The following is a 19,728-nucleotide window of genomic DNA, read 5'->3' on the forward strand; positions in this document are numbered from 1 at the left end:
GCGTTGAACGAGGCCCGAGGTGGACCGGCTCTCCTCAGAGCCGGCCCACCTCACTTGGAGGGGCGGGAATCGTTCAGGTGCAGGCGCCCGTTGCGGTGACGACGCCGTTGAGGCCGAGGGCGATCGTGTAGCCGGAACCGCTCGGGCGGCTGCGGAGCAGCTGGTTGACGCCGGAGGTGAGCTCCAGCCAGCCGGGGTCGCCGGCCGGTGGGTAGGCGCCGTTCTTGGCGAAGTACGCCTCGACGGCGACCTCGACGCTCTTCTTGTCGGTCTTGCACGCGGCGGCGTTACCGCGGTCCTGGATGCCGGAGACGGCGAAGACGACGATCCCGGACAGGACCCCCAGGATGACGATGACGACGAGCAGTTCGATCAGCGTGAACCCGGACTGACTTCTGGTCCGGGCAACAGGGCGACGGGTGAGGTGTGCGACAACTGCCCGAAGGCGGTGGCTCATGGTGCTTCCTTCACAGATGCTCCGCAGGCGGCGGAGACGGGGTCTACCAGGCGCGACAGAGCGGCGACCAGGCTCAGCTCGACCCCTGTAAATCCAGCTGAACCCGGCTCACATCCCCCCGGATGCTGCTATCTGCCGGTCACAGCCTGATCGCTCAGGGACTTGCGTCACAGCGGGTGAACGCCTGACGCCGGTGTCCACTCGGCCGACATGTGTCGGCCGAACGCCCGACACCACCTCAGAGCGCGTCGTACTGCTCGCGGGCGGCCTCGACCTTGGGCATGTTGGACTCCGCCCAGGCGCGGATGGCGTCCACGAGCGGGAGCAGGCTCTCGCCGAGCGCGGTGAGCTCGTAGTCGACGCGCACCGGCACCGAGGGGGTCACAGCACGGCTGATCAGACCGTCGCGCTCCAGATTGCGCAGTGTCTGGGTGAGCATCTTCTGGCTGACGCCGGCGATCCGCCGGGACAGGTCGGAGTACCGCTGCGGGCCGTCGGCGAGTCCGAGCAGGACAAGGGAGACCCACTTGGTGCCGATCCGGTCCAGCAGATGCCGCGCCGGGCACTCCGCCATGAAGGCGTCGTAGTCGCGGGCAGCCTCTTCCCGGAGCTGGGCGGCGGTACGCGTCGGCATGGCTCTCCTCCTCGTACGGTACGCACTCCGAAGTACGTACTTACCCAAAGAGAGTAGCTCTCCGAGAGTAGAGCCCATGAACATGCGCGCACTGGTGGTCCGGCGGCTCGACGGACCGGATTCACTGGAAATGATAGAGACTCCGCTGCCGGAGCCGGCTCAAGGCCAGGTCCGCATCAAGGTGGCCGCCGCCGCCATCAATCCGATCGATCTAGTGGTCGCTTCCGGCATAGCGGTGCAGGCCGGCCTGACTGTCCTCCGAGAGCAGTTCGGCCTCGGCTGGGATGTCGCAGGTGTCGTCGACGCGGCCGGACCGGGCACAGACCTCGCAGTCGGTACGCCGGTGATCGGGCTGGCCGACCGGCTCGGCAGACCGCTCAAGACACACGCCGAGTACGTCGTACTGGACACCACCGCGGTGACGCTCGCGCCGACCAACGTGGACCTGGTCAACGCGGCAACCATCCCGTTGAACGCACTGACCGCGCTGCGAGCTCTCAAGCTGTTGCAACTGACAGCCGACACAGTGCTGGTGACTGGTGCGGCCGGTGGTGTGGGTGGCTATGCGGTCGAGCTGGCCAAGCACTTCGGACTGACCGTGATCGCCGCGGCCGGCGAGGAGGACGAGGAGTACGTGCGGAGCATCGGCGCCGATCACTTCGTCTCCCGCGCGCAAGACCTGACTACCGCGGTCCATGCGATCGTTCCGGCCGGTGTCGACGCGCTGGTGGATGCGGCGAACCTTGAGATGGCTGCACAGGAGGCGGTTCGCACTGGCGGTCAGCACACGCATTTCCACGCCGGTCCGACGCCGCCGGCGCTGCGTGGGATCACTGTGCATCAGATCCTGGTTCAGGCCGACCGAACCGAACTGGCAGAGCTATCTGAGCTCGCCGCGCGTCGCGTGATCTCTACCCGAGTAGCCGACACCTACCCGCTCGACGATGCAGTCACAGCGTACAAGCGGCTTGCGAAGGGCGGCGTGCGCGGACGGCTGGTGCTTATCCCCTGATTGCCTGGTGGAGCCGAAGTGCGACCTGCAGGTTCAGACTGTGCTCCGGCGACTGCCACTCCGCGCCGAGTAGCGCTCCCACTCGGTCCAGTCGCTGCTGAACGGTGTTGGGATGGATGTGCAGCGCGCTAGCGGCTCTCGTGGGACTCTGCCCAGCCGCGAAGTACGCATGCAGTGTTCCGATCAGATCGGTCCCGCGCTGGGCGTCGTACGCGATCACTGCGCCGAGCACATGCTCAACATGAGCCTGTACGTCGACCTCCGGCGCACCGACCAGACCCGCCACACCGAGATCGTCCGGCGTCGCGGACTCGTTGTGCCGGCCGAGCCGCACCATGGTCGTCACCAACCGGACGGCCTGCCGATGCGCATCCACCAACGCCTCACCCCAGCGGGCCGGACCCACCACAGCGATCGTGACTCCAGCTCGCTTCGCGACCTCGGACAGCTCCCGTGCGGCGGTCACCGCATCGGTCCGGGCGAGCAGCAGCACCAGATCCCCGCCGTACGGGCCGGACAGCACCAGTTTGTCCTCCACCGGCGCCGACAACCGAGCCCGTACGGCGCTGTGGTCGCCACGGCACACGGCGACGACGAACCGATCGTGCACCCGCTTTGGCGCCAGTAGTCGAAGTCGTTCGAAGTCACCGCCTCCGCTGAGTACATCGGTCAGCAGATCGGCCTGTGCCCGCTGGGATTGCTCTGCCGCCTGACGCCGGAACAGCAGGACCAGTGCGGTGACAACAGCCGCACGCTCGACGATCCGCTGGTCTGCGCCAGACAGGTCGTCCACACCGCCGATGACGAGCGCACCGAGCCGCTCACCCTTGGCGGTGGCCGCCACGACCCAGCACCCGTCGGCTCGAGTCAGGCGGCCGGATGACGACTCGCGCCACGGCACCGTCGTACCGGGGACTCTGCCGGCCACAGCGAGCTCGTTGCCGACGGCATCGACCAGCACGACCCACACGCCGAGTAGCTCAGCCAGCGCGGCAGCTACCGCGTCCACATCGCCACCGGACAACACGATGTCGGCGAATCGGTCATGGGCTGCCGCAGCATGCTCCACACCGGCATGAGCCTCTGACAATTGTTCCAGCGCTACTGCGGTCTCGGCGGCCGCACGGACCTGCACGATCGTCACGGCCGCCAGTGCTGCCAGCGAGCCGAGCAGCAGCACCTCTTCGCGGCTGAACGGTCGGGCGGTCCGGTTCGAGGCGAACAGCACACCGACAAACGCCTCGTCCACGATCAACGGCGTACCGCAGATTGCGACGAGTCCTTCGTCGCCGACCGCGTGGTCGATCGGACCGGTGTGCCGGAAGCGCTGGTCGGACGGGTAGTCGGTGGTCCAGTACGGCCTGCGCGCGGAGGCCACCAGTCCGCCCAGTCCGGCACCGAGTGGCACTCTGAGCTGCTGGAAGGCGGCCGACAGCGATCCGTCGGTCGCTCGCATGTACGTGTCGCCGCGCGCCTCGTCGTACAGGGTCAGGTAGGCCACGTCCGCACCGACCAGCGTGCGCGCCCTGTGCACGATGGTATCCAGTACGCCGCTCGGATCGCTCGCCGAGGCCAGTTCGCGAGCCACCTCGACCAGGGCGGTCAGCTCGGTCTCGCGCTTCTTGCTGGCGTCGATGACGGCCCGGATGCGCAGAGCGAGGTCCCGGGCGACCGCATCGTCACCTGCCACCCGGGCCAGCTCACTACCGGACGCGTCCTCGGCCAGCAGCCGCAGAAGCTCCCTCATCTTCGCGATGATGTCACCTAAAGCTGTGTGAGGTCCCGCTCGCGGGTTTCGGAGTACAGCGTGACGGCGAGGACCGAGATGGCCGCACAGACCGCCACGTAGATCGAGATCGCGTAGCCGGAGTCGTAAGCCTTCAGCAGCGCGACGGCGATGAACGGTGCGAGACCACCGGCGATGATCGACGCCAACTGGTAGCCCACGGAGACACCTGAGTAGCGCACTCGGGTGCCGAACAGCTCCGTGAAGAAGGACGCCTGCGGGCCGTACATAGCACCGTGCAGGATGAGTCCGACCGTCACAGCGAGCGTGGCGAGCCCGAAGTTCTTCGTGTCGACCAGTGCGATGAAAACGAAGGCCCAGATGCCGACACCGACCGCACCGATCAGATAGACGGGCTTTCGACCGATGCGGTCCGACAGTGCGCCCCACAGCGGGATGGCGCAGAAGTGAATCGCTGCGGCGATCAGAACCGCGTTCAGCGCAAAGGACTTCCCCAGACCGAGGTGCTCCTTGGCATAGGTCGCAATGACGATGGTGAAGATGTAGTAGCTGACGTTCTCCGCCATCCGCGCACCCATCGCGGTCAGCACCTCACGCGGGTAGCGCGTGAGCACCTCTACCAGTGGCATCCGGTCAGCCGGCTCCTGCCGCGCCCGCGCCGCCTCGAACACCGGCGACTCCTCGATCTTGAGCCGCACCCACAGCCCGACCAGCACCAGCACTGCCGACAGCAGGAACGGAATCCGCCAGCCCCACGAGTCGAACGCCGCCTCGGACTGGAACGCCGCCAGCCCAGCCAGTACGCCGTTCGCGATCAACTGTCCCGCCGGAGCACCGGCCTGTGGCCAGGACGCCCAGAAACCACGCCGTGCCGGATCACCATGTTCCGACACGATCAGTACGGCGCCGCCCCACTCACCGCCGAGCGCGAAGCCCTGCACGAGCCGCAGCACGGTCAGCAGGATCGGAGCGAGCGCCCCGACCTGCGCGTACGTCGGCAGCAAGCCGATGGCGAAGGTGGCGACCCCCATCATCAGCAGGGACAGCACCAGCAGGTTCTTGCGGCCCAGCCGGTCACCGAAGTGCCCGAAGACCACTCCCCCGATCGGCCGGGCGAAGAACCCGACCGCGAAGGTGGCGAAGCTCAGCAGCGTCCCGGTGAGCTGCTCACCCTTCGGGAAGAACAGATCGCCGAACACGACCGACGCTGCGACGCCGTATAGGAAGAAGTCGTACCACTCCACCGTCGTACCGACGAGACTCGCGCCGACCACCCGAACGATCGACCGGCGGGTGCGGACCGGTTCTGTAGCTGTCATGGGGCCCTCCAGGACCTAGTGGGCGGTCCAGCCGCCGTCGAGTACGAATGAGCTCCCCGTGATGGAGGCGGAGGCCGGCCCGCACAGCAGTGCGACCAGCTCCGCCACCTCGACCGGCTCGATCAGTCGTTTCACCGCGACTGGTTCGAGCATGACGTTGTTGAGCACCTCTGGCTCCGACAAGCCGTGCGCCTTGGCCTGGTCCGCGACCTGGTCCGTGACGAGCGGCGTACGGACGTAGGCGGGGTTGACGCAGTTGCTGGTCACGCCGTGGGCCGCGCCCTCCAGTGCGACGACTTTGCTGAGTCCTTCGAGCCCGTGCTTCGCAGCGACGTACGCCGCCTTGAACGGGCTGGCGCGGAGTCCGTGGACCGAGCTGATGTTGATCACGCGGCCCCAGCCGGCGCCGTACATGTGCGGCAGCGTCTGACGGATCAGCCGGAACGGCGCCTCCAGCATCAGCCGCAGCAGGTAGCTGAAGCGCTCCGGCGGAAACTCCTGGACCGGTGCGACGTGCTGGACGCCGGCGTTGTTCACCAGGATGTCCACGTCGGTCGGCAGCCTGCTCACCGCGTCCCAGTCGGACAGGTCGGCCAGCACCGGCTCGACCCGCGACGACCCGCGGACAGGGACCCGGTCGACGGCTACGACGTGGACGCCGTCCGCGACGAGCCGTTCGACACAGGCAGCACCGATGCCGGAAGCGGCTCCGGTGACGAGGGCGCGACGGGTCTCCATGGCCGATGACTGTAGGAATTCCGAGCGCTCCGCACTATGGGATCGCAGCACACACCCAGACGGCAGTTCGTAGGGCCTGAGGCCACCTACAGGCCGGCGCGAGCGGCGAAGGCAGCCAGCTCGTCGCGCTGCTCCGACGGCTCGGCGACCGAGCTACTCACCACCAGCCGGGTCACGCCCTGCGCGGCGTACGCCTCGACAGCCTCAGCAGACAGGTCGATCGACGCCCAGCGGGTGTACTCCAGCGCATCAGGATCCCGGCCGGCCTGAACAGCACTCTCCCGCGCGAGCTCGAACTGGCTCCGCCGCTCGTCATCACTGAGCGCTCCACCCGGAAAGTACCCGTCGCCCCGCGCACCGGCACGACGAGCCGCCGCCCTGCTCGATCCGCCGACATGGATCGGCAGCTGCACAACATCGAGCGGCTTCGGATAGCTACAGACGTTCTCGAACCGGTAGAACTCGCCGTCGAAGCTCGCACCGTCCGCACCGCTCTCCCACAGCAGCCGCAGTACGTCGATCGCCTCGTCAGCACGACGTCCGCGCGTACTGAAGTCGACCCCGACCGCCTGAGCCTCCGTAGGCATGCTGCCGACGCCCACCGTCAGCAGGCGCATCCGGCCCTTCGAGAGGTGATCGATCGTCGCCAGCCGCTTCGCCAGTCCGACCGGGTGGTGATACGGCAGGAGCAGCACGCCGGTGCCGAGAAGGATCCGCTCGGTGGCCGCGGCCACGAAGGTGAGGCAGTCCAGCGGGTCGGGGTACGGCAGGGTCGACGGGAGCTCCATCCCGCCGAACTTCGTACCGGGTGACAGCGCCACGTGCTCCGGCACATAGATCGCCTCGAAACCCGAGTCCTCGGCGAGCTGCGCGAATCCGGCCAGCCGATCCGGATCCGCGCCGTGGAACGGCAGGCTGTAACTGATCGCGAACTTCATCGCGCCACCGTAGAACCTTGCCCCTGGGGTCAAGGCAACCCCGAGTTCGGCTATCAAGCCCGTCCCGGCTGATAGGTGGACCTATGGTGGAGACATGGTCGATATCGAACAGCCGAAGAAGAAGGCCGCGGGTGTCCCGGCGGTGCTGTCGTCGTTCAAGTTCGGCTTGCGGGAGATGGGCCCCTCCCGGACGGCCAAGGTGTTCCAGAAGATGAACCAGGACGGCGGCTTCGACTGCCCCTCCTGCGCCTGGCCGGATCCCGACCACAAGCGCAAGCACGCGGCCGAGTTCTGCGAGAACGGCGCCAAGGCGGTGGCCTGGGAGGCGACCCGCAAACGGGTACCGCGGGCGTTCTTCGCGGAGAACTCGGTCAAGCAGATGGACGCGATCTCCGAGTTCGACCTCGGCAAGCTCGGCCGGATCACCGAGCCGATGCTGCTCCGGGCCGGCGCCACACACTACGAGCCGGTCGGCTGGGAGGAGGCGTTCCAGGTCGTCGCGCGGCACCTGAAGGCGCTGCCCGACCCCAACGACGCCGTCTTCTACACCTCCGGCCGGACCAGCAACGAGGCTGCGTTCCTCTACCAGTTGTTCGTCCGCGCCTACGGCACCAACAACCTGCCCGACTGCTCGAACATGTGCCACGAATCGTCCGGTACGGCGCTGTCCCGAGTGATCGGCAGCGGCAAGGGCGCGGTCACGCTCGAGATGCTCGAGGAGTCCGAGCTGATCGTGGTCGTCGGCCAGAACCCGGGCACCAACGCGCCGCGGATGCTCAGCCACCTCGAGATCGCCAAGCGCAACGGCGGCCAGATCGTCTCGGTGAACCCGCTGCCCGAGCCCGGCCTGATGAACTTCAAGAACCCGCAGAAGGCGCGCGGCTGGGTCGGCAAGGGGACCGAGCTCGCCGACCAGCACCTGCAGATCCGGATCGGTGGCGACCAGGCGCTGTTCCTTGCCATCGGCCACCTTCTGCTCCAGGCCGAGGCGGACAACCCGGGCACCGTCCTCGACAAGGCATTCCTCGAGAACTACACCAGCGGCTTCGAGCTCTACGCCAAGCACAACACCGAGCTGGACTGGGACGCGGTCGAGCTCGCCACCGGTCTGCGACGCGCCGAGATCGAAGAGCTGACCCAGCGGTTCATCAAGTCCAAGGCCACCGTGATCTGCTGGGCGATGGGCCTGACCCAGCATCGCGAGGCGGTCGCGACGATCAGCGAGATCGTCAACGTGCTGCTCCTGCAGGGCAACATCGGCAAGCCGGGCGCCGGGCCCTGCCCGGTCCGCGGGCACTCCAACGTCCAGGGCGACCGCAGCATGGGCATCTGGGAGAAGATGCCGGACACCTTCTTGGACAAGCTGGACGCCGAGTTCGCGTTCACGTCGCCGCGCGAACACGGGATCGACGCGGCCGACACCGTGAAGCGGTTGCGGGACGGCTCGGTGCGGGTCTTCTTCGCCATGGGCGGCAACTTCGCCTCGGCGACGCCGGACACGGAGGTGGTGCATCGCGGACTGCGCGAGTGCGACCTGACCGTGCACGTCTCGACCAAGCTGAACCGCTCGCACACGGTCACCGGCCGCGAGGCGCTGATCCTGCCGACGCTCGGCCGGACCGACCACGACCACACCGCCAAGGGTCCGCAGTCGGTGACCGTCGAGGACTCGCAGGGCGCCGTCCACCTTTCCACCGGGAACTTGACCCCGCCGGCCCCGGAACTGAAGTCCGAGATCGGCATCATCGCCGGGATCGCGCAGGCCGTCGTACCGGAGGTCGGGCAGATTCCGTGGGCGGACTTCGCCGACGACTACAGCCTGATCCGGCAGCGGATCGGCCGGGTCGCCGACGGGTACGAGGACTTCGAGGACCGGCTCCGGGCGAACGAGGGCGGCTTCCTGCTCGCGCACGCGGCGCGCGACAAGCGCGAGTTCAAGACCTCGGACGCGAAGGCGCAGTTCACCGCGAACGAGCTCAGTTGGTTGCCGACGGCACCCGGCAAGCTGCTGCTGCAGACGTTGCGCAGTCACGACCAGTTCAACACCACGATCTACGGTCTCGAGGACCGGTACCGCGGCATCCACGGCGGTCGCGAGGTGGTGTTCGTGAACCCGGAGGACCTGGCCGAGCTCGGCCTGACTGACGGCGATACCGTCGACATCGTCAGCGAGTTCCAAGGCGTCGAACGGCGGGCGTCCGGCTTCCGGCTGGTGTCGTACCCGACCGCGCGCGGCTGCGTCGCGGCGTACTACCCGGAGACGAACGTGCTGATGTCGGCCGACGACGTCGCCAAGGGCAGCAACACCCCGGTGGCGAAGGGCCTGACGGTCAGGCTCGAGCCAGTCGCGACCTGAGCAAGGGCTGCGCGGCGGCCAGCGCGATGGCCGCCGCGGCATTGAGGAGCCACAGGCCTTCCGGGCCGACGGACTCCAGTAGTTGGGTCACGATCAGCGGTGCGACGGTCGTGGCCACGCCCCAGCTCAGACCGAAGACGGCAAGGTAGCGGGCGCGACCGCCGTCCGGCGCGAGGCCGGCTGCCTGCGTCAGGTAGCGGGTCAGCAGGAAGACCTCACCGACACTCCAGAACGCAGTGGCGAGCAGGAAGACCGGCAGGCTGGGGGCGAAAGCGCAGACGATCAGACCGCCGGCCAGCAACGCATAGCCGATGCGCATCGCCTGGAAGTCGTCGAGCCGCATCCGCAGGAAGCGTTGCGCGACGATCATCGTCACCGCTGAGACCGCCAGGATGATTCCGGTGCCGGAGGCCGGCAGGCCCTGCTTGAGCAGGGTGAGCGGTACGCCGACGATCAGCTGCATGTAGATGGTCGCGAAGACCGTGCCGCTCGCGAGCAACAGCAGCAGCCGGTGATCACGCCATACCGCGACTCCCGCGACTTGCACCCGCTCGCGCCCTCGATCGGCCGGCAGCGCGAGCGCGACGAGCACGGCACAGGCAAGGCAAGTGATCGCGTCCGCGACGAACAGCCAGCGCAGGTCCCAGTGACTGACCGCCGCAGCAAACAACCCCGCGAGAACACCCGCCACCGCCATCGCCGAACCGAGCAACCCGTACGCCGCCGGCCGGTCCTCAGGCGCGGTCGCGTCGGCGATGGTCGCCTGACTCGGCGGCTCGTAGATCTCGAACGCAAGCCCCAGTACGACGGCCGCCACCATCGCGGACCAGAGCGTCGTACTCGCGGCGATCCACAGCTGCGCGGCCGCGCAACCGGCCAACCCGAGAACGATCGTCCGGCGCCGACCGAACCGGTCGGCGAGCACTCCGCCCAGTAGGCGGGACGGGATGGTGGCGAGACCGAAGAGCGCGACCACGAGACCGGTCCGGCTCAACGACGCCCCGAACTCGACGGTCAGGACGACGGCCAGGAAGGACAGCGAGAACGCGCCGATCCGGTTCACGGCGCGGGCGGCCACGAGCACCCAGACGGTCGTCGGCAGACCGCGCCAGGGCGCGATCAGGGTCGCCACTGCACTCATTACCCACCTCATGACTGTCTAACTCGATATGATCGGTCACGCAGGTCGAGCGTACGAAGGAGAGTCGTGACTGGTCAAGTCTCTTTTGATAGTCATGCCCGGAATGTGCTGGCAGCGTCGGTCGAGTACGTGAACCGGCTGACGCCAGGCTTCTCCGGAGGTTCGCCGTACGCCGGACCCGTCGACGAAGCCCAGGCGGTCGCGGACTCGCTGACGGCGATCGGCTATCCGCAGCCGACTGTGCGACCGGAAGATGCGCGGCGGCTGACGGAGCTGGCCGGGCGGATGCGGATCGTCTTCGAAGCGGCTCACTCCGGAGACCTGGACCGGGCCGCGGACGAGATCAACGCCCTGCTCGTCGACACGAACGCGCGCCCCAAGCTCGACCGCCGGGAGCGCGGCTGGAGTTTGCATTTCCACGGACCCGACGACACGCTCGTCAACGGCTGGGCCGCCGGCTGCGCGGCCGGCCTCGCCCTCGCGGTCGGCAGCGACCTCGCCGGTCGGCTGGGTGTCTGCGCCGCGCCCCAGTGCGACCGCGTCTTCGTCGACACCTCGAAGAACGGCCAGCGCCGGTTCTGCTCGCCACAATGCCAAAGCCGAGTGAAAGCAGCCGCCCACCGAGCCCGCCAAGCGACCTGACCTCCGGCGCCGCGACGACCTGAAGGTCCAGGACGAAGCCGGCAAGTGCGGTCTCATCCAGCTGGTCACGCACGCCAGCCGCACCGGGCGGCCGGCCTTCGAGGCCCTCGGCTTGTCGTCGACCGGGACAACCCGACGAACTGCGCCGGGGCGTCATCGTCCCGAACTACGACATGCACTACGACCTGCGCTGACGCAGTACCGGCTGGTCGAACTCCGTGTTGTCCACCACCACTTCCGCCAGCGACGCCGGATCCACCTGGTCGACGTACAGGCGCTCGCCGGGGATGTACCGCGTCCGGTACCGCTCCTCCGCCGCGGCCGCCGAATCCATCCACGCCTGGTCACGTGCGGTCCCCCGTCGCAGCACGACGTCGAAGCTGACGTGCACGTAGATGCGCAGATCCCAGTGCTGCAAGAGTTCTGAGCGTTGCAGGAAGCAGCCATCGGCCACGACCACCGCGCCGGCAGCAGCAGTCTCGACAGCCGCTGCGAGTGCAGTCTGCGCGTTCAGCGAACGCACCTCCGCGACGGGCCGTCGATCGCGACCCGCACCGGATGCGGCCGCTCGACCGCGAGCACGAGACCGGCAAGTGCGGAGAGAAGCTCGATGGGCGCCACAGCTCCAAGCTGTGACGCCCATCGATCGATCAGCCGACCGGGGTGAGTTCGCGCTCGGGCTCCGCGGCCGGCGGAGTGGCGTGCTTGGCCTGCTTGGGGCGGAGCCACTTGGGGGCCCACCAGTTGGCTTCGCCGAGGAGGATCATGATGCTCGGCAGGACGACGGCGCGGATGATCGTGGCGTCGATCAGGATCGCGACGGCGAGGCCGACGCCGAGTTGTTTCATGTCCAGGGTGCTGAGGGTGGCGAAGACCGCGAAGACTCCGATCATCACGGCGGCGGCGCTGGTGACGACGCCGGCCGAGCCGGTGATGCCTTCGGCAACGGCTTGCTTGGTCGGCACACCGCGGAGGACCGCTTCGCGGATCCGGCTGACGACGAAGACGTGGTAGTCCATCGACAGCCCGAACAGCACCACGAAGAGGAACAGTGGCAGCCAGGAGACGACGGCGCCGTTCGACCGGAAGCCGAGAATCCCTTCCGCCCACGTGTTCTGGAAGACCGCAGTGACCACCCCGTACGCCGCGCCCGCGCTGAGCAGGTTCAGCAGGATCGCGGTCACGGCGACCACCACCGAGCGGAACGTCACCATCATCACGATCATCGTCAGCAGCAGCACGAACCCGATCACGAGCGGCAGTTTCGCCTTGGTGTGCGCGGCATAGTCGACATCGGCCGCCACAAACCCACCGACGGCGTACTCCACGCCGGGCACCTTGCCGACGGTCTGCGGCATCAGTTCCGTGCGCAGCTTGGTCAGTGAGTCACGCGCTTGCTGACTACCACCCTCGTACGGCGTGGCGACCTCGAGCACGGTCACCGTGCCGTCCTTGGAGACGCGCGGCTTCTCCAGGCCGTCCTGCGCATACAACTTGTCGGTCTTCGTGCGCTGCACCAGCTCAGCGAGCGCGGCTTGCACCGCAGGCGCCTGGTTGGCCGGAGCCTTGATCGCAACCTCGTGACTCGTCCCGGTGCTCGGGAAGGCCGCGGTCAGCCGGTCGTACGCCTTCATCACCGGCGTCGTCCGGGGCAGGTCTTCCGTACCGGGGAACTTCAGCGTCATCCCCAGCGCCGGCGCGGCGACGGCGAGCAGCGCGGTCACCGCGACGAGCAGCGTGACGACGGGGTACTTCAGGGCCGGCTTGAGCACGGCCGGCCAGAACCGCGGCTTCTCCCTGTTCGCGGTCAGCCGCCAGACCAGCGGGATCCGCGGCTTGTCCACCCAGCGGCCAAGCTTGGCCAGTACGGCGGGCAGCACGGTCAGCGAACCGACGACGGCAACCGCCACCACCAGGATCGAGCCGACGGCGAACGACGAGAACACCACATCCCGTGCCAGGAACAGGCCGGCCATCGAGATGATCACCGCCGTACCGGAGACGACGACCGCGTGTCCGGAGGTTGCGGCCGCGATCTCGACCGCGTCGACGTGACTGCGGCCCTTCGCGCGCTCCTCGCGCTCGCGGCGAAGGTAGAACAACGAGTAGTCGACGCCGACCGCCATCCCGATCAGCAGGATCACGCTGTTGACCGCGTCGACCGCCGGCACCAGCTGCGATGCTGCCGCCGAGAGCCCGATCGCGGCAGCCACCGCCGACAGCGCGAGCACGAGCGGAACCGAGGCTGCGATCAGCGCGCCGAACGCGACCAGCAGGATCGCCAGCGTCACCGGCAGGCTGAAGATCTCGGCCCGCTTGAAGTCCTCACCCAGCGTCTTCTCCAGGGCCTGCCCGATGGACAGCCCGCCGACCTCCTCGACCCGGAGCTGTGGGTACTGCTGCTGGATCTGAGCCGTGGTGTCGAGCAGCGGCTGGACCCGCGTGTCCGCGTCGCCGTCCTTCAGCGTCACCCGGACGATCACTGCGTCCTTGTTCGGCGAGGGCATCGGCTGCGAGACGTCCGCGACCCCACCGAGGGCGCGCATCCGCTCGATCACGACACCGGCCACCTTCGCGGCCTCCGCCTGGTCGAGGGTCCCCGAGGGCGCGGTGATCAGCACACTCTCCACGTCCGGGTCGGCGAAGTTGCCGTCCTTGACGATCTGCTCCGACCGGCTCACCTCACCGATGTCGCCGTCTCCCTCGGACTTCTTGGTGCCGGTCACCGAACCGATCGCGAAACAAGCGATCACCACCGCCACCCACATCGCCATCGCCCGCCACGGATGGGTAGCGCTCCAGCGCGCCGCCCGCACCGTGATCTGTCCCCTGGCCATACCGTCCCTCGCCCTCTGCGCCCGCTGAGCGCCCCACCCAGCGCACCTGGCACGGCGCTGGCCCTGGGGAGAAGCCTGGTCCGCGACGACCCTCCGGCGATATGCAGGAAGCCACCGAACTCACCCTGGGGACAACCCCACCCGCACCCCTGGGGGTAACCCCCTAGGGGACGATGGAACTACAGAGAGTGACCAGACAGTCACGCAAGCCGACGGGGTCTCAGAAGTCCTCGAGGTCCAGCGACGAGGCCGCGGAGACCCCCTCGAGGTAGCCCTCGGCCCGCTCGGCCTTGGGGTAGCGGTGGACCAGCGCCCAGAACGCCGCGTTGTGCGCCGGCTCGACCAGATGGGCCAGTTCGTGGACCAGCACGTAGTCCAGAACCCAGGCGGGCATCGACTGCAAACGGGTCGACAGCCGGATCGATCTGTCCGCCGGGGTGCACGATCCCCACCGTCTGTTTTGGTTCGAAACCCACCTCACGGACGCAGGTTCGGGCACTTCCGGGAGGTGGCGACACGCGAGTTCGTGTGCTCTGGCCAACAATTTTTCGTCCGACACGCGGGACCGGCTGCGCTGCTTGTCGAGGCGCGCCAGCATGGTCTCCACCCAGCGCGCCTCCTCGGCGGCCGAGAGCCGGTCCGGCATCAGCACGACCACCCGCTCGCCGTCGCGGTAGGCGCTGACGGTCCGCTTGCGCCGCTTGCTGCGACGGATGTCGACGTACGGCGGGATCGGGCGCGGCGGGGATTCGGCCATGCAGCAAAAACTACCCGCACAATCGGACAAGTTTCTTCGGTCCACATCCTGTGCACGGACGTTTTCGCAGGTCAGACGCCAGTTCCGGGGCTCGCCGATCCCGGTTGTTCACACCGTGTTCCCCCACCCGTCCACAGTCGCGGGCGGCGCGCCCCACAGCTTGCTCACAGAGTTATCCACAGGGGTGGACAACGCGGACTTGTGTGCGCGGCAGCCATCTCCTAGCGTCGTCCCCAACAGGCTCCCGGACCTTCTCCGGAGCCGCCCGGAGGGGAAGCCGAGCGGTTTCGGAGGAGGACTCCCGGGAGCCTGTTCCGTGCCGCCGGATTTTCCGGAAAGGGTTTTCCCAGGCGGCGCTGAGCGGCACTCCGGTGGCGGAGTGGGCTTGAGCAGGCGCCGGAAGGCCGTAGGGTGAATCCCGATTGGGCCGAACGGCCTACGGCAGGAAGGTCTGCCGTTAGCATCCACGACTGGCTCGGTGACAACCCCGGGCTGATTTCAGAACCAAGGAGAGGGCCCTCATGGCAGAGACCTGGAGCGGCGAGTTCTACTGCGTCAAGTGCAAGGCCAAGCGCACCGCCGACGGCGAGGTCAAGGTCAACGACAAGGGCACGCGCATGGCGAAGGCCAAGTGCCCCGAGTGCGGTACGAACCTGAACCGGATCCTCGGCAAGGCCTGACGCACTAGGCTGCGGGGCGGTGACTGGCCGAACACGGTCCGTCACCGCCCCGACGCCGTTCGATGACGACCTGCAACACCCCTGAACGGCACCCCGGCGATCCCCGGCTTGGGTGACCCGACAGAATGGGAGTGTGTCGGACCTCCCCCGCAAAGCGCTGAGCCGGACCGCGAAACTCGCCAGCCTTCCGCTGGGCGCCGCGGGCCGGGCTACGGTCGGGCTGGGCAAGCGGATCGGCGGTGCGCCGGCCGAAGCCGTGCTCGCCGAGTTCCAGCGCCGGACCGCCGAGCAGTTGTTCTCCGTCCTGGGTGAACTCAAGGGCGGCGCGATGAAATTCGGGCAGATGCTGAGCCTGATGGAAGCGGCGATGCCCGAGGAGCTCGCGGCGCCGTACCGGGCGACGCTGACCAAGCTCCAGGACTCCGCACCCCCGATGCCGATCTCGACCGTGGACACGATCCTGTCCCGGGAGCTGGGCAAGCGCTGGCGCGACCGGTTCACCGAGTTCAGCGACAAACCCGCCGCGGCCGCGTCGATCGGGCAGGTGCACCGAGGCCGGCTGAAGGACGGCCGCGAGGTCGCGGTCAAGCTGCAGTACCCGGGTGCCGCCGAGGCGCTGCGCGCGGACCTGAAACAGCTCGGCCGGTTCGCCCGCACCTTCGGCACGCTCGTGCCCGGCATGGACATGAAGCCGCTGGTCGCGGAGCTGCAGGAGCGGATCGGCGAGGAGCTCGACTACGACCGCGAGTCCCAGGCCCAGCAGCAGTACGCCGATGCCTTCGCCGACCACCCGGAGTTCGTCGTACCGCGGGTGGTGAAGCACTCCCCGACCGTCATCGTGTCGGAGTGGATCGAGGGCCGGCCGCTCTCGTCGTACATCGCCGAGGGCACGAAGAAGGAACGCAACGAGATCGGCCTGAAGTACGCCCGGTTCCTGTTCAGCGGCCCCAAGTACGCCGGTCTGCTGCACTCGGACCCCCATCCGGGCAACTTCCGGGTGCTGGCCGACGGACGGCTCGGCGTGGTCGACTTCGGGCTGTGCGCCCGGCTGCCCGACGGGCTGCCGCCGGCGATCGGGCGGCTGCTGCGGATCTCGCTCGCGGGTGACGGCCAGGCGGTCCACGACGGGCTGGTCGCCGAGGGATTCATCAAGCCGCGGATGGAGATCGATCCCGAGCAGCTGATGGACTACCTGGCGCCGTTCGCGGAGCCGGCCCGGGACAAGACCTTCCAGTTCAACCGGGCCTGGATGCGCGCGCAGGCGAACCGGACGAGCGACTTCCGCTCCCCCAACGCCACGCTGGCCTTCAAGCTGAACCTGCCGCCGTCGTACCTGCTGATCCACCGGGTGTGGATCGGAGGCATGGCGGTGCTGTCCCAGCTGGAGACGAAGGCGCCGTTCCGGTCGGTGCTCGAGGAGCTGCTCCCCGGCTTCACCGAAACCGCCGATCACCAGTAGACGGAGTCGAGCTTTCCTTCGATGCTGCGGACGTTCTCGCGGGCGCAAACGTCGCAGTAGTGGAGTTTGCGGCCATTCTCGACCGAGGTGGCCCAGGTCAGCGGGACGTCCTCGGACTCGGTCTGCCGACCGCACAACGCACAGGTGACACTCGCCATGGCGGTAGTCTGCACCTCGTGCGCTGGCGGATCCACGAAGAACAAGAAGTTTGGGCCAGTCCTTGGCTGAGCGTCCGGCGGCTGGACGTGGAGCAGCCCGACGGCAATCGGGTCGACTACCACGCGGTCCGGCTCGCGGATGTCGCCGCGGCCGTCGTCACCGATGCCGCGGACCGCGTGCTGCTGATGTGGCGGCACCGCTTCCTCACCGACACCTGGGCGTGGGAACTGCCGATGGGGATCGTCGAGTCCGGTGAGACCCCGATCGCGGCGGCTGCGCGCGAGGTCGAGGAGGAGACCGGCTGGCGGCCTGGGCCGCTGACTGAGCTGATCCGTTCGCAGCCGGGCGCGGGGATCATGGACGCCGTTCACCACGTCTTCCGCGCGACCAGCGCCACGCACATCGGCGTACCGACCGAGCGCAACGAGTCCGACCGGATCGAGTGGATCCCGCTGAGGGACGTACCGGCGATGATCGCGGCCGGTGAGATCGTCAGCGGGATCAGTCTGGTCGGCCTTCAGCAGGCGCTGCTGCAGCGCGGATAGAGACGCCGAAGGGCGGCACCGTCGCGGTGCCGCCCTTCGATTCGTTCAGCTGGTCAGGCTGTGATGCCGCCTGCTGAGCCGGTCCTCCTGACGGACCGGCCGGGCAGGCTGTGGTGTTAGTGGTGTTTCAGACGAGGCGAGCGAGGGTGAGGCGCGCGCGTGCGCTGGCCCTCTCCGCTCGCCTGCTGGCCCGCTCGGCCTGCTTCTGCGCCCGCTCAATGGTGCGAGCGAGACGGAAGCGCCGGTTCTGCTCCGAATCGATCAGCGTCGAGCGTTGATGAGCACGGGCGAGATCTTCGTGAAGTAAATGCATTTCAAGGCTCCTGTGGGAAATCTGGTGCTTCATGGTCTGTGGTCTCGATTCGGATGCTGGATGTCAGGCGGCGGTCGTGGTGTCGCTCTTGCGGGGACGTCCACGGGGGCGCTTGCGAGCGACCACCGCTCCCTGGACGAACAGCTGTCCACCCCACACACCCCATGGCTCCGAGCGCTCGAGCGCTCCGGCCAGGCACTCGGCCTGGAGCGGGCAGGTGGAGCACAACGACTTCGCGTACTCGACGTCCGCCGGCGATTCGGCGAAGAAGAGTTCTGGCGCGTAGGACCGACAGGGCAGGTCCTGCGACGATGCCACCTCGTTGAAGACATCGAGGAAGCTCACGCTCATTCCGGTCACCTCCCAGTGACTTGTGGTGCTGATCTTTTGTCGTCGGAGACGGTCCGCGGTTGCTGACCGCCAAACTTGGTTCTTCAATGACGCTCCTGGACAAACAAAAGGGCCGCGGGACCCTTTGGTGGGTTCCGCGGCCTGGAGGTGCCGGGTCTGACTCGATGTCAGACCGGTGGACTCCATGCTCGAGAACCCGAACCGCCGTACTTCGCATCGCCGACAGCTCCGCCCTTGAACTGGGCCGGGCTGACAGCCATCAGCACAACGGAGATGCCGTGCACGCGCGGCGAGGCACCCGGGATCAGGGCGCACGGCAGCGCGGCAGCGTTGCTGAACGGCTTCTTGGTGATGTTCGACATTTCCCAGGCACCTCCTCTCGTTGTGGCGAAGCAAGCGGATGGCTCGATCGCTATGGTTGTTTGAAGTTTTCGGGCCGGACTCCGACCGCAGAAAGAACAGTACGCTGTCGTCCTCGGAGCCCGCAAACTATTTATTGGCATGTTTGCGAAGTTGGCCGGAAGTTGCCGCCACGGTGACCGAAACCGGTCGCCGCGACAGACATCCACCACGCTCCGGGGCGCCGAACGCACGCTCCGAGATCGTTGCCTCTGTCACCTAAATGCCGACGTACAGACTCAACCATGCGCCGCCGGGGACCAGCGTGGCAACAGAGTTTCCGCAGATTGCACGAAGAGGCAATCAGCCCCCGAGGACGCCCGCCAGCCAGCGGGTCCGGGCCGCCCGCGCCGCGACGGACAGCGCCGCCTCGGGAAAGACCGCGTCGAAACCGTGGAACCCACCGGCCCACACATGCAGCTCGGCCTGGCCGCCGGCCGCCCAGATCCGGTGCGCGTACTCCACATCCTCGTCGCGGAAGACCTCCGCGCTCCCGGCGTCCAGGTACGTCGTCGGTAGACCACTGAGGTCGGTCGCCAGCGCTGGCGAGACGTACGGCGAGACCTGATCGGCGGGCGTCTTCCCCAGTACGGCGTTCCACGCGAACCGATTGGTCTCGTGCGTCCAGATGCCGGGCCGGCCGGCGTACTGGAGACTCGAGGGCGAGTTGTTGCGGTGATCGAGCATCGGGCACGCGAGCAATTGGGCGGTGATCGCCGGACCACCGAGATCCCGGGCCATCAGCGTCACGCCGGCCGCGAGTCCGCCGCCCGCGGAGATTCCGGCGATCACGAGCCGACTGAGGTCGATGCCGAGCTCGTCGGCGTGCTTCTCCACCCAGAGCAGCCCCTGATAGGCGTCGTCGACCGGAGTCGTCCCCGTCGCCTCGGGCGCCAGGCGGTAGTCGACGGTGACCACGACGACGCCGAGGCTCTCCACCCACTCCAGCGGGATGTCGACCTGGGAGAAGCGGTCGCCGAGGATCATCCCGCCACCGTGCAGCCAGTAGACACAGGCCGCGCCGGGCGCCGGCTCGGCCGGGCTGAGGACTGTCATCGGGAGGGCGGTGCCGTCCGAGGCGGTGGCGGTCACCTCCTGGCGCCGGATCGGACGACCGGCGAGCAGCGGCTCGACCGGCGTCGCGGACTGCTCCCGCATGATCGGGAGCATCTCGGCGGTGACCTCGGTGACGAGCGGGAAGCCACTGAGGAGGTCGTGCAGTTCGGGATCGAGCATCGGGCTCC

At 68.0% G+C, this 19,728-nt stretch carries 21 protein-coding genes; 6 read left to right on the top strand and 15 right to left on the bottom strand.

Annotated elements, in window-relative coordinates:
• Positions 1 to 73: 73 nt before the first annotated feature.
• Both ABZS29_RS01485 and ABZS29_RS01490 read right to left on the bottom strand, forming a co-directional pair.
• Positions 74 to 457, bottom strand: coding sequence for a prepilin-type N-terminal cleavage/methylation domain-containing protein (locus ABZS29_RS01485; RefSeq protein ID WP_355457484.1), 384 nt, complete (start codon positions 455 to 457; stop codon positions 74 to 76).
• 238 nt (positions 458 to 695) lie between these two features.
• Positions 696 to 1,091 carry a helix-turn-helix domain-containing protein gene (locus ABZS29_RS01490; protein ID WP_355457486.1) on the bottom strand — a complete coding sequence of 132 codons (396 nt, stop codon included), beginning with the start codon at positions 1,089 to 1,091 and terminating at the stop codon, positions 696 to 698.
• A 76-nt stretch (positions 1,092 to 1,167) separates the two neighbouring features.
• On the opposite strand from ABZS29_RS01490, the gene ABZS29_RS01495 reads away from it, so the two are divergent.
• Positions 1,168 to 2,103 (top strand): NADP-dependent oxidoreductase, encoded by a 936-nt coding sequence (locus tag ABZS29_RS01495; RefSeq protein ID WP_355457488.1) that lies wholly within the window; start codon positions 1,168 to 1,170, stop codon positions 2,101 to 2,103.
• On the opposite strand, the gene ABZS29_RS01500 is transcribed toward ABZS29_RS01495, so the two are convergent.
• The 4 genes from ABZS29_RS01500 to ABZS29_RS01515 all read right to left on the bottom strand — a co-directional run bounded on the left by ABZS29_RS01500 (position 2,093) and on the right by ABZS29_RS01515 (position 6,845).
• The gene (locus ABZS29_RS01500) at positions 2,093 to 3,850 is read right to left on the bottom strand and encodes a helix-turn-helix domain-containing protein (RefSeq protein ID WP_355457490.1); all 1,758 of its coding nucleotides are present in this window, start codon (positions 3,848 to 3,850) and stop codon (positions 2,093 to 2,095) included. The genes ABZS29_RS01495 and ABZS29_RS01500 overlap by 11 nt on opposite strands.
• Positions 3,851 to 3,867: 17 nt before the next feature.
• Positions 3,868 to 5,169: an MFS transporter gene (locus tag ABZS29_RS01505; RefSeq protein ID WP_355457491.1), complete on the bottom strand. Its 1,302-nt coding sequence runs from the start codon at positions 5,167 to 5,169 to the stop codon at positions 3,868 to 3,870.
• A gap of 15 nt (positions 5,170 to 5,184) precedes the next feature.
• Complete coding sequence (locus tag ABZS29_RS01510; protein ID WP_355457493.1) at positions 5,185 to 5,907, bottom strand: SDR family NAD(P)-dependent oxidoreductase; 723 nt, start codon at positions 5,905 to 5,907, stop codon at positions 5,185 to 5,187.
• A gap of 86 nt (positions 5,908 to 5,993) precedes the next feature.
• The gene (locus ABZS29_RS01515) at positions 5,994 to 6,845 is read right to left on the bottom strand and encodes a TIGR03619 family F420-dependent LLM class oxidoreductase (protein WP_355457495.1); all 852 of its coding nucleotides are present in this window, start codon (positions 6,843 to 6,845) and stop codon (positions 5,994 to 5,996) included.
• A 94-nt stretch (positions 6,846 to 6,939) separates the two neighbouring features.
• On the opposite strand from ABZS29_RS01515, the gene ABZS29_RS01520 reads away from it, so the two are divergent.
• Positions 6,940 to 9,201, top strand: a complete 2,262-nt coding sequence (locus ABZS29_RS01520; RefSeq protein WP_355457496.1) for an FdhF/YdeP family oxidoreductase — start codon at positions 6,940 to 6,942, stop codon at positions 9,199 to 9,201.
• On the opposite strand, the gene ABZS29_RS01525 is transcribed toward ABZS29_RS01520, so the two are convergent.
• A complete protein-coding gene (locus tag ABZS29_RS01525) occupies positions 9,176 to 10,342 on the bottom strand; it encodes an MFS transporter (protein WP_355457497.1) in 1,167 nt (388 codons plus the stop codon). The genes ABZS29_RS01520 and ABZS29_RS01525 overlap by 26 nt on opposite strands.
• Before the next feature lie 66 nt (positions 10,343 to 10,408).
• Here ABZS29_RS01525 and ABZS29_RS01530 point away from each other — a divergent pair, with 66 nt between their 5' ends.
• Complete coding sequence (locus tag ABZS29_RS01530) at positions 10,409 to 10,984, top strand: CGNR zinc finger domain-containing protein (protein WP_355457498.1); 576 nt, start codon at positions 10,409 to 10,411, stop codon at positions 10,982 to 10,984.
• A 178-nt stretch (positions 10,985 to 11,162) separates the two neighbouring features.
• On the opposite strand, the gene ABZS29_RS01535 is transcribed toward ABZS29_RS01530, so the two are convergent.
• From ABZS29_RS01535 to ABZS29_RS01545, 3 genes are all read right to left on the bottom strand, one after another.
• On the bottom strand, positions 11,163 to 11,507 hold the full coding sequence (locus ABZS29_RS01535; RefSeq protein WP_355457500.1) for a hypothetical protein: 345 nt from the start codon (positions 11,505 to 11,507) through the stop codon (positions 11,163 to 11,165).
• Between the two features lie 127 nt (positions 11,508 to 11,634).
• Positions 11,635 to 13,821 (bottom strand): MMPL family transporter, encoded by a 2,187-nt coding sequence (locus ABZS29_RS01540; protein WP_355457501.1) that lies wholly within the window; start codon positions 13,819 to 13,821, stop codon positions 11,635 to 11,637.
• A gap of 220 nt (positions 13,822 to 14,041) precedes the next feature.
• Positions 14,042 to 14,578, bottom strand: a complete 537-nt coding sequence (locus ABZS29_RS01545) for a YgjP-like metallopeptidase domain-containing protein (protein ID WP_355457502.1) — start codon at positions 14,576 to 14,578, stop codon at positions 14,042 to 14,044.
• Positions 14,579 to 15,099: 521 nt separating this feature from the next.
• Between ABZS29_RS01545 and ABZS29_RS01550 the strand changes: the two genes are divergently transcribed.
• Both ABZS29_RS01550 and ABZS29_RS01555 read left to right on the top strand, forming a co-directional pair.
• Positions 15,100 to 15,258 (top strand): DUF5679 domain-containing protein, encoded by a 159-nt coding sequence (locus ABZS29_RS01550; protein WP_012922897.1) that lies wholly within the window; start codon positions 15,100 to 15,102, stop codon positions 15,256 to 15,258.
• A 133-nt stretch (positions 15,259 to 15,391) separates the two neighbouring features.
• On the top strand, positions 15,392 to 16,717 hold the full coding sequence (locus tag ABZS29_RS01555) for an AarF/ABC1/UbiB kinase family protein (RefSeq protein WP_355457503.1): 1,326 nt from the start codon (positions 15,392 to 15,394) through the stop codon (positions 16,715 to 16,717).
• On the opposite strand, the gene ABZS29_RS01560 is transcribed toward ABZS29_RS01555, so the two are convergent.
• Complete coding sequence (locus ABZS29_RS01560; RefSeq protein WP_355457504.1) at positions 16,708 to 16,875, bottom strand: hypothetical protein; 168 nt, start codon at positions 16,873 to 16,875, stop codon at positions 16,708 to 16,710. The genes ABZS29_RS01555 and ABZS29_RS01560 overlap by 10 nt on opposite strands.
• A gap of 18 nt (positions 16,876 to 16,893) precedes the next feature.
• Here ABZS29_RS01560 and ABZS29_RS01565 point away from each other — a divergent pair, with 18 nt between their 5' ends.
• The gene (locus tag ABZS29_RS01565; protein ID WP_355457505.1) at positions 16,894 to 17,421 is read left to right on the top strand and encodes an NUDIX domain-containing protein; all 528 of its coding nucleotides are present in this window, start codon (positions 16,894 to 16,896) and stop codon (positions 17,419 to 17,421) included.
• A 127-nt stretch (positions 17,422 to 17,548) separates the two neighbouring features.
• Here the strand turns inward: ABZS29_RS01565 and ABZS29_RS01570 are convergent, their stop codons facing one another.
• The 4 genes from ABZS29_RS01570 to ABZS29_RS01585 all read right to left on the bottom strand — a co-directional run bounded on the left by ABZS29_RS01570 (position 17,549) and on the right by ABZS29_RS01585 (position 19,720).
• Positions 17,549 to 17,767 carry a hypothetical protein gene (locus ABZS29_RS01570; RefSeq protein WP_355457507.1) on the bottom strand — a complete coding sequence of 73 codons (219 nt, stop codon included), beginning with the start codon at positions 17,765 to 17,767 and terminating at the stop codon, positions 17,549 to 17,551.
• Positions 17,768 to 17,797: 30 nt separating this feature from the next.
• The gene (locus tag ABZS29_RS01575; protein ID WP_355457508.1) at positions 17,798 to 18,085 is read right to left on the bottom strand and encodes a WhiB family transcriptional regulator; all 288 of its coding nucleotides are present in this window, start codon (positions 18,083 to 18,085) and stop codon (positions 17,798 to 17,800) included.
• A 167-nt stretch (positions 18,086 to 18,252) separates the two neighbouring features.
• Positions 18,253 to 18,447 (bottom strand): hypothetical protein, encoded by a 195-nt coding sequence (locus ABZS29_RS01580; RefSeq protein ID WP_355457510.1) that lies wholly within the window; start codon positions 18,445 to 18,447, stop codon positions 18,253 to 18,255.
• Positions 18,448 to 18,787: 340 nt separating this feature from the next.
• Positions 18,788 to 19,720, bottom strand: a complete 933-nt coding sequence (locus ABZS29_RS01585) for an alpha/beta hydrolase (RefSeq protein ID WP_355457512.1) — start codon at positions 19,718 to 19,720, stop codon at positions 18,788 to 18,790.
• Positions 19,721 to 19,728 lie beyond the last annotated feature (8 nt).

Source organism: Kribbella sp. NPDC005582, from assembly GCF_040605415.1.
GTDB lineage: Bacteria > Actinomycetota > Actinomycetes > Propionibacteriales > Kribbellaceae > Kribbella.

Excerpts from the sequence above, each read along its gene's own strand:
- ABZS29_RS01485 (WP_355457484.1), bottom strand. The coding sequence starts at position 457 with ATGAGCCACCGCCTTCGGGCAGTTGTCGCACACCTCACCCGTCGCCCT.
- ABZS29_RS01490 (WP_355457486.1), bottom strand. The coding sequence starts at position 1,091 with ATGCCGACGCGTACCGCCGCCCAGCTCCGGGAAGAGGCTGCCCGCGAC.
- ABZS29_RS01495 (WP_355457488.1), top strand. The coding sequence starts at position 1,168 with ATGAACATGCGCGCACTGGTGGTCCGGCGGCTCGACGGACCGGATTCA.
- ABZS29_RS01500 (WP_355457490.1), bottom strand. The coding sequence starts at position 3,850 with ATGAGGGAGCTTCTGCGGCTGCTGGCCGAGGACGCGTCCGGTAGTGAG.
- ABZS29_RS01505 (WP_355457491.1), bottom strand. The coding sequence starts at position 5,169 with ATGACAGCTACAGAACCGGTCCGCACCCGCCGGTCGATCGTTCGGGTG.
- ABZS29_RS01510 (WP_355457493.1), bottom strand. The coding sequence starts at position 5,907 with ATGGAGACCCGTCGCGCCCTCGTCACCGGAGCCGCTTCCGGCATCGGT.
- ABZS29_RS01515 (WP_355457495.1), bottom strand. The coding sequence starts at position 6,845 with ATGAAGTTCGCGATCAGTTACAGCCTGCCGTTCCACGGCGCGGATCCG.
- ABZS29_RS01520 (WP_355457496.1), top strand. The coding sequence starts at position 6,940 with ATGGTCGATATCGAACAGCCGAAGAAGAAGGCCGCGGGTGTCCCGGCG.
- ABZS29_RS01525 (WP_355457497.1), bottom strand. The coding sequence starts at position 10,342 with ATGAGTGCAGTGGCGACCCTGATCGCGCCCTGGCGCGGTCTGCCGACG.
- ABZS29_RS01540 (WP_355457501.1), bottom strand. The coding sequence starts at position 13,821 with ATGGCCAGGGGACAGATCACGGTGCGGGCGGCGCGCTGGAGCGCTACC.
- ABZS29_RS01545 (WP_355457502.1), bottom strand. The coding sequence starts at position 14,578 with ATGGCCGAATCCCCGCCGCGCCCGATCCCGCCGTACGTCGACATCCGT.
- ABZS29_RS01550 (WP_012922897.1), top strand. The coding sequence starts at position 15,100 with ATGGCAGAGACCTGGAGCGGCGAGTTCTACTGCGTCAAGTGCAAGGCC.
- ABZS29_RS01560 (WP_355457504.1), bottom strand. The coding sequence starts at position 16,875 with ATGGCGAGTGTCACCTGTGCGTTGTGCGGTCGGCAGACCGAGTCCGAG.
- ABZS29_RS01570 (WP_355457507.1), bottom strand. The coding sequence starts at position 17,767 with ATGAAGCACCAGATTTCCCACAGGAGCCTTGAAATGCATTTACTTCAC.
- ABZS29_RS01575 (WP_355457508.1), bottom strand. The coding sequence starts at position 18,085 with ATGAGCGTGAGCTTCCTCGATGTCTTCAACGAGGTGGCATCGTCGCAG.
- ABZS29_RS01580 (WP_355457510.1), bottom strand. The coding sequence starts at position 18,447 with ATGTCGAACATCACCAAGAAGCCGTTCAGCAACGCTGCCGCGCTGCCG.
- ABZS29_RS01585 (WP_355457512.1), bottom strand. The coding sequence starts at position 19,720 with ATGCTCGATCCCGAACTGCACGACCTCCTCAGTGGCTTCCCGCTCGTC.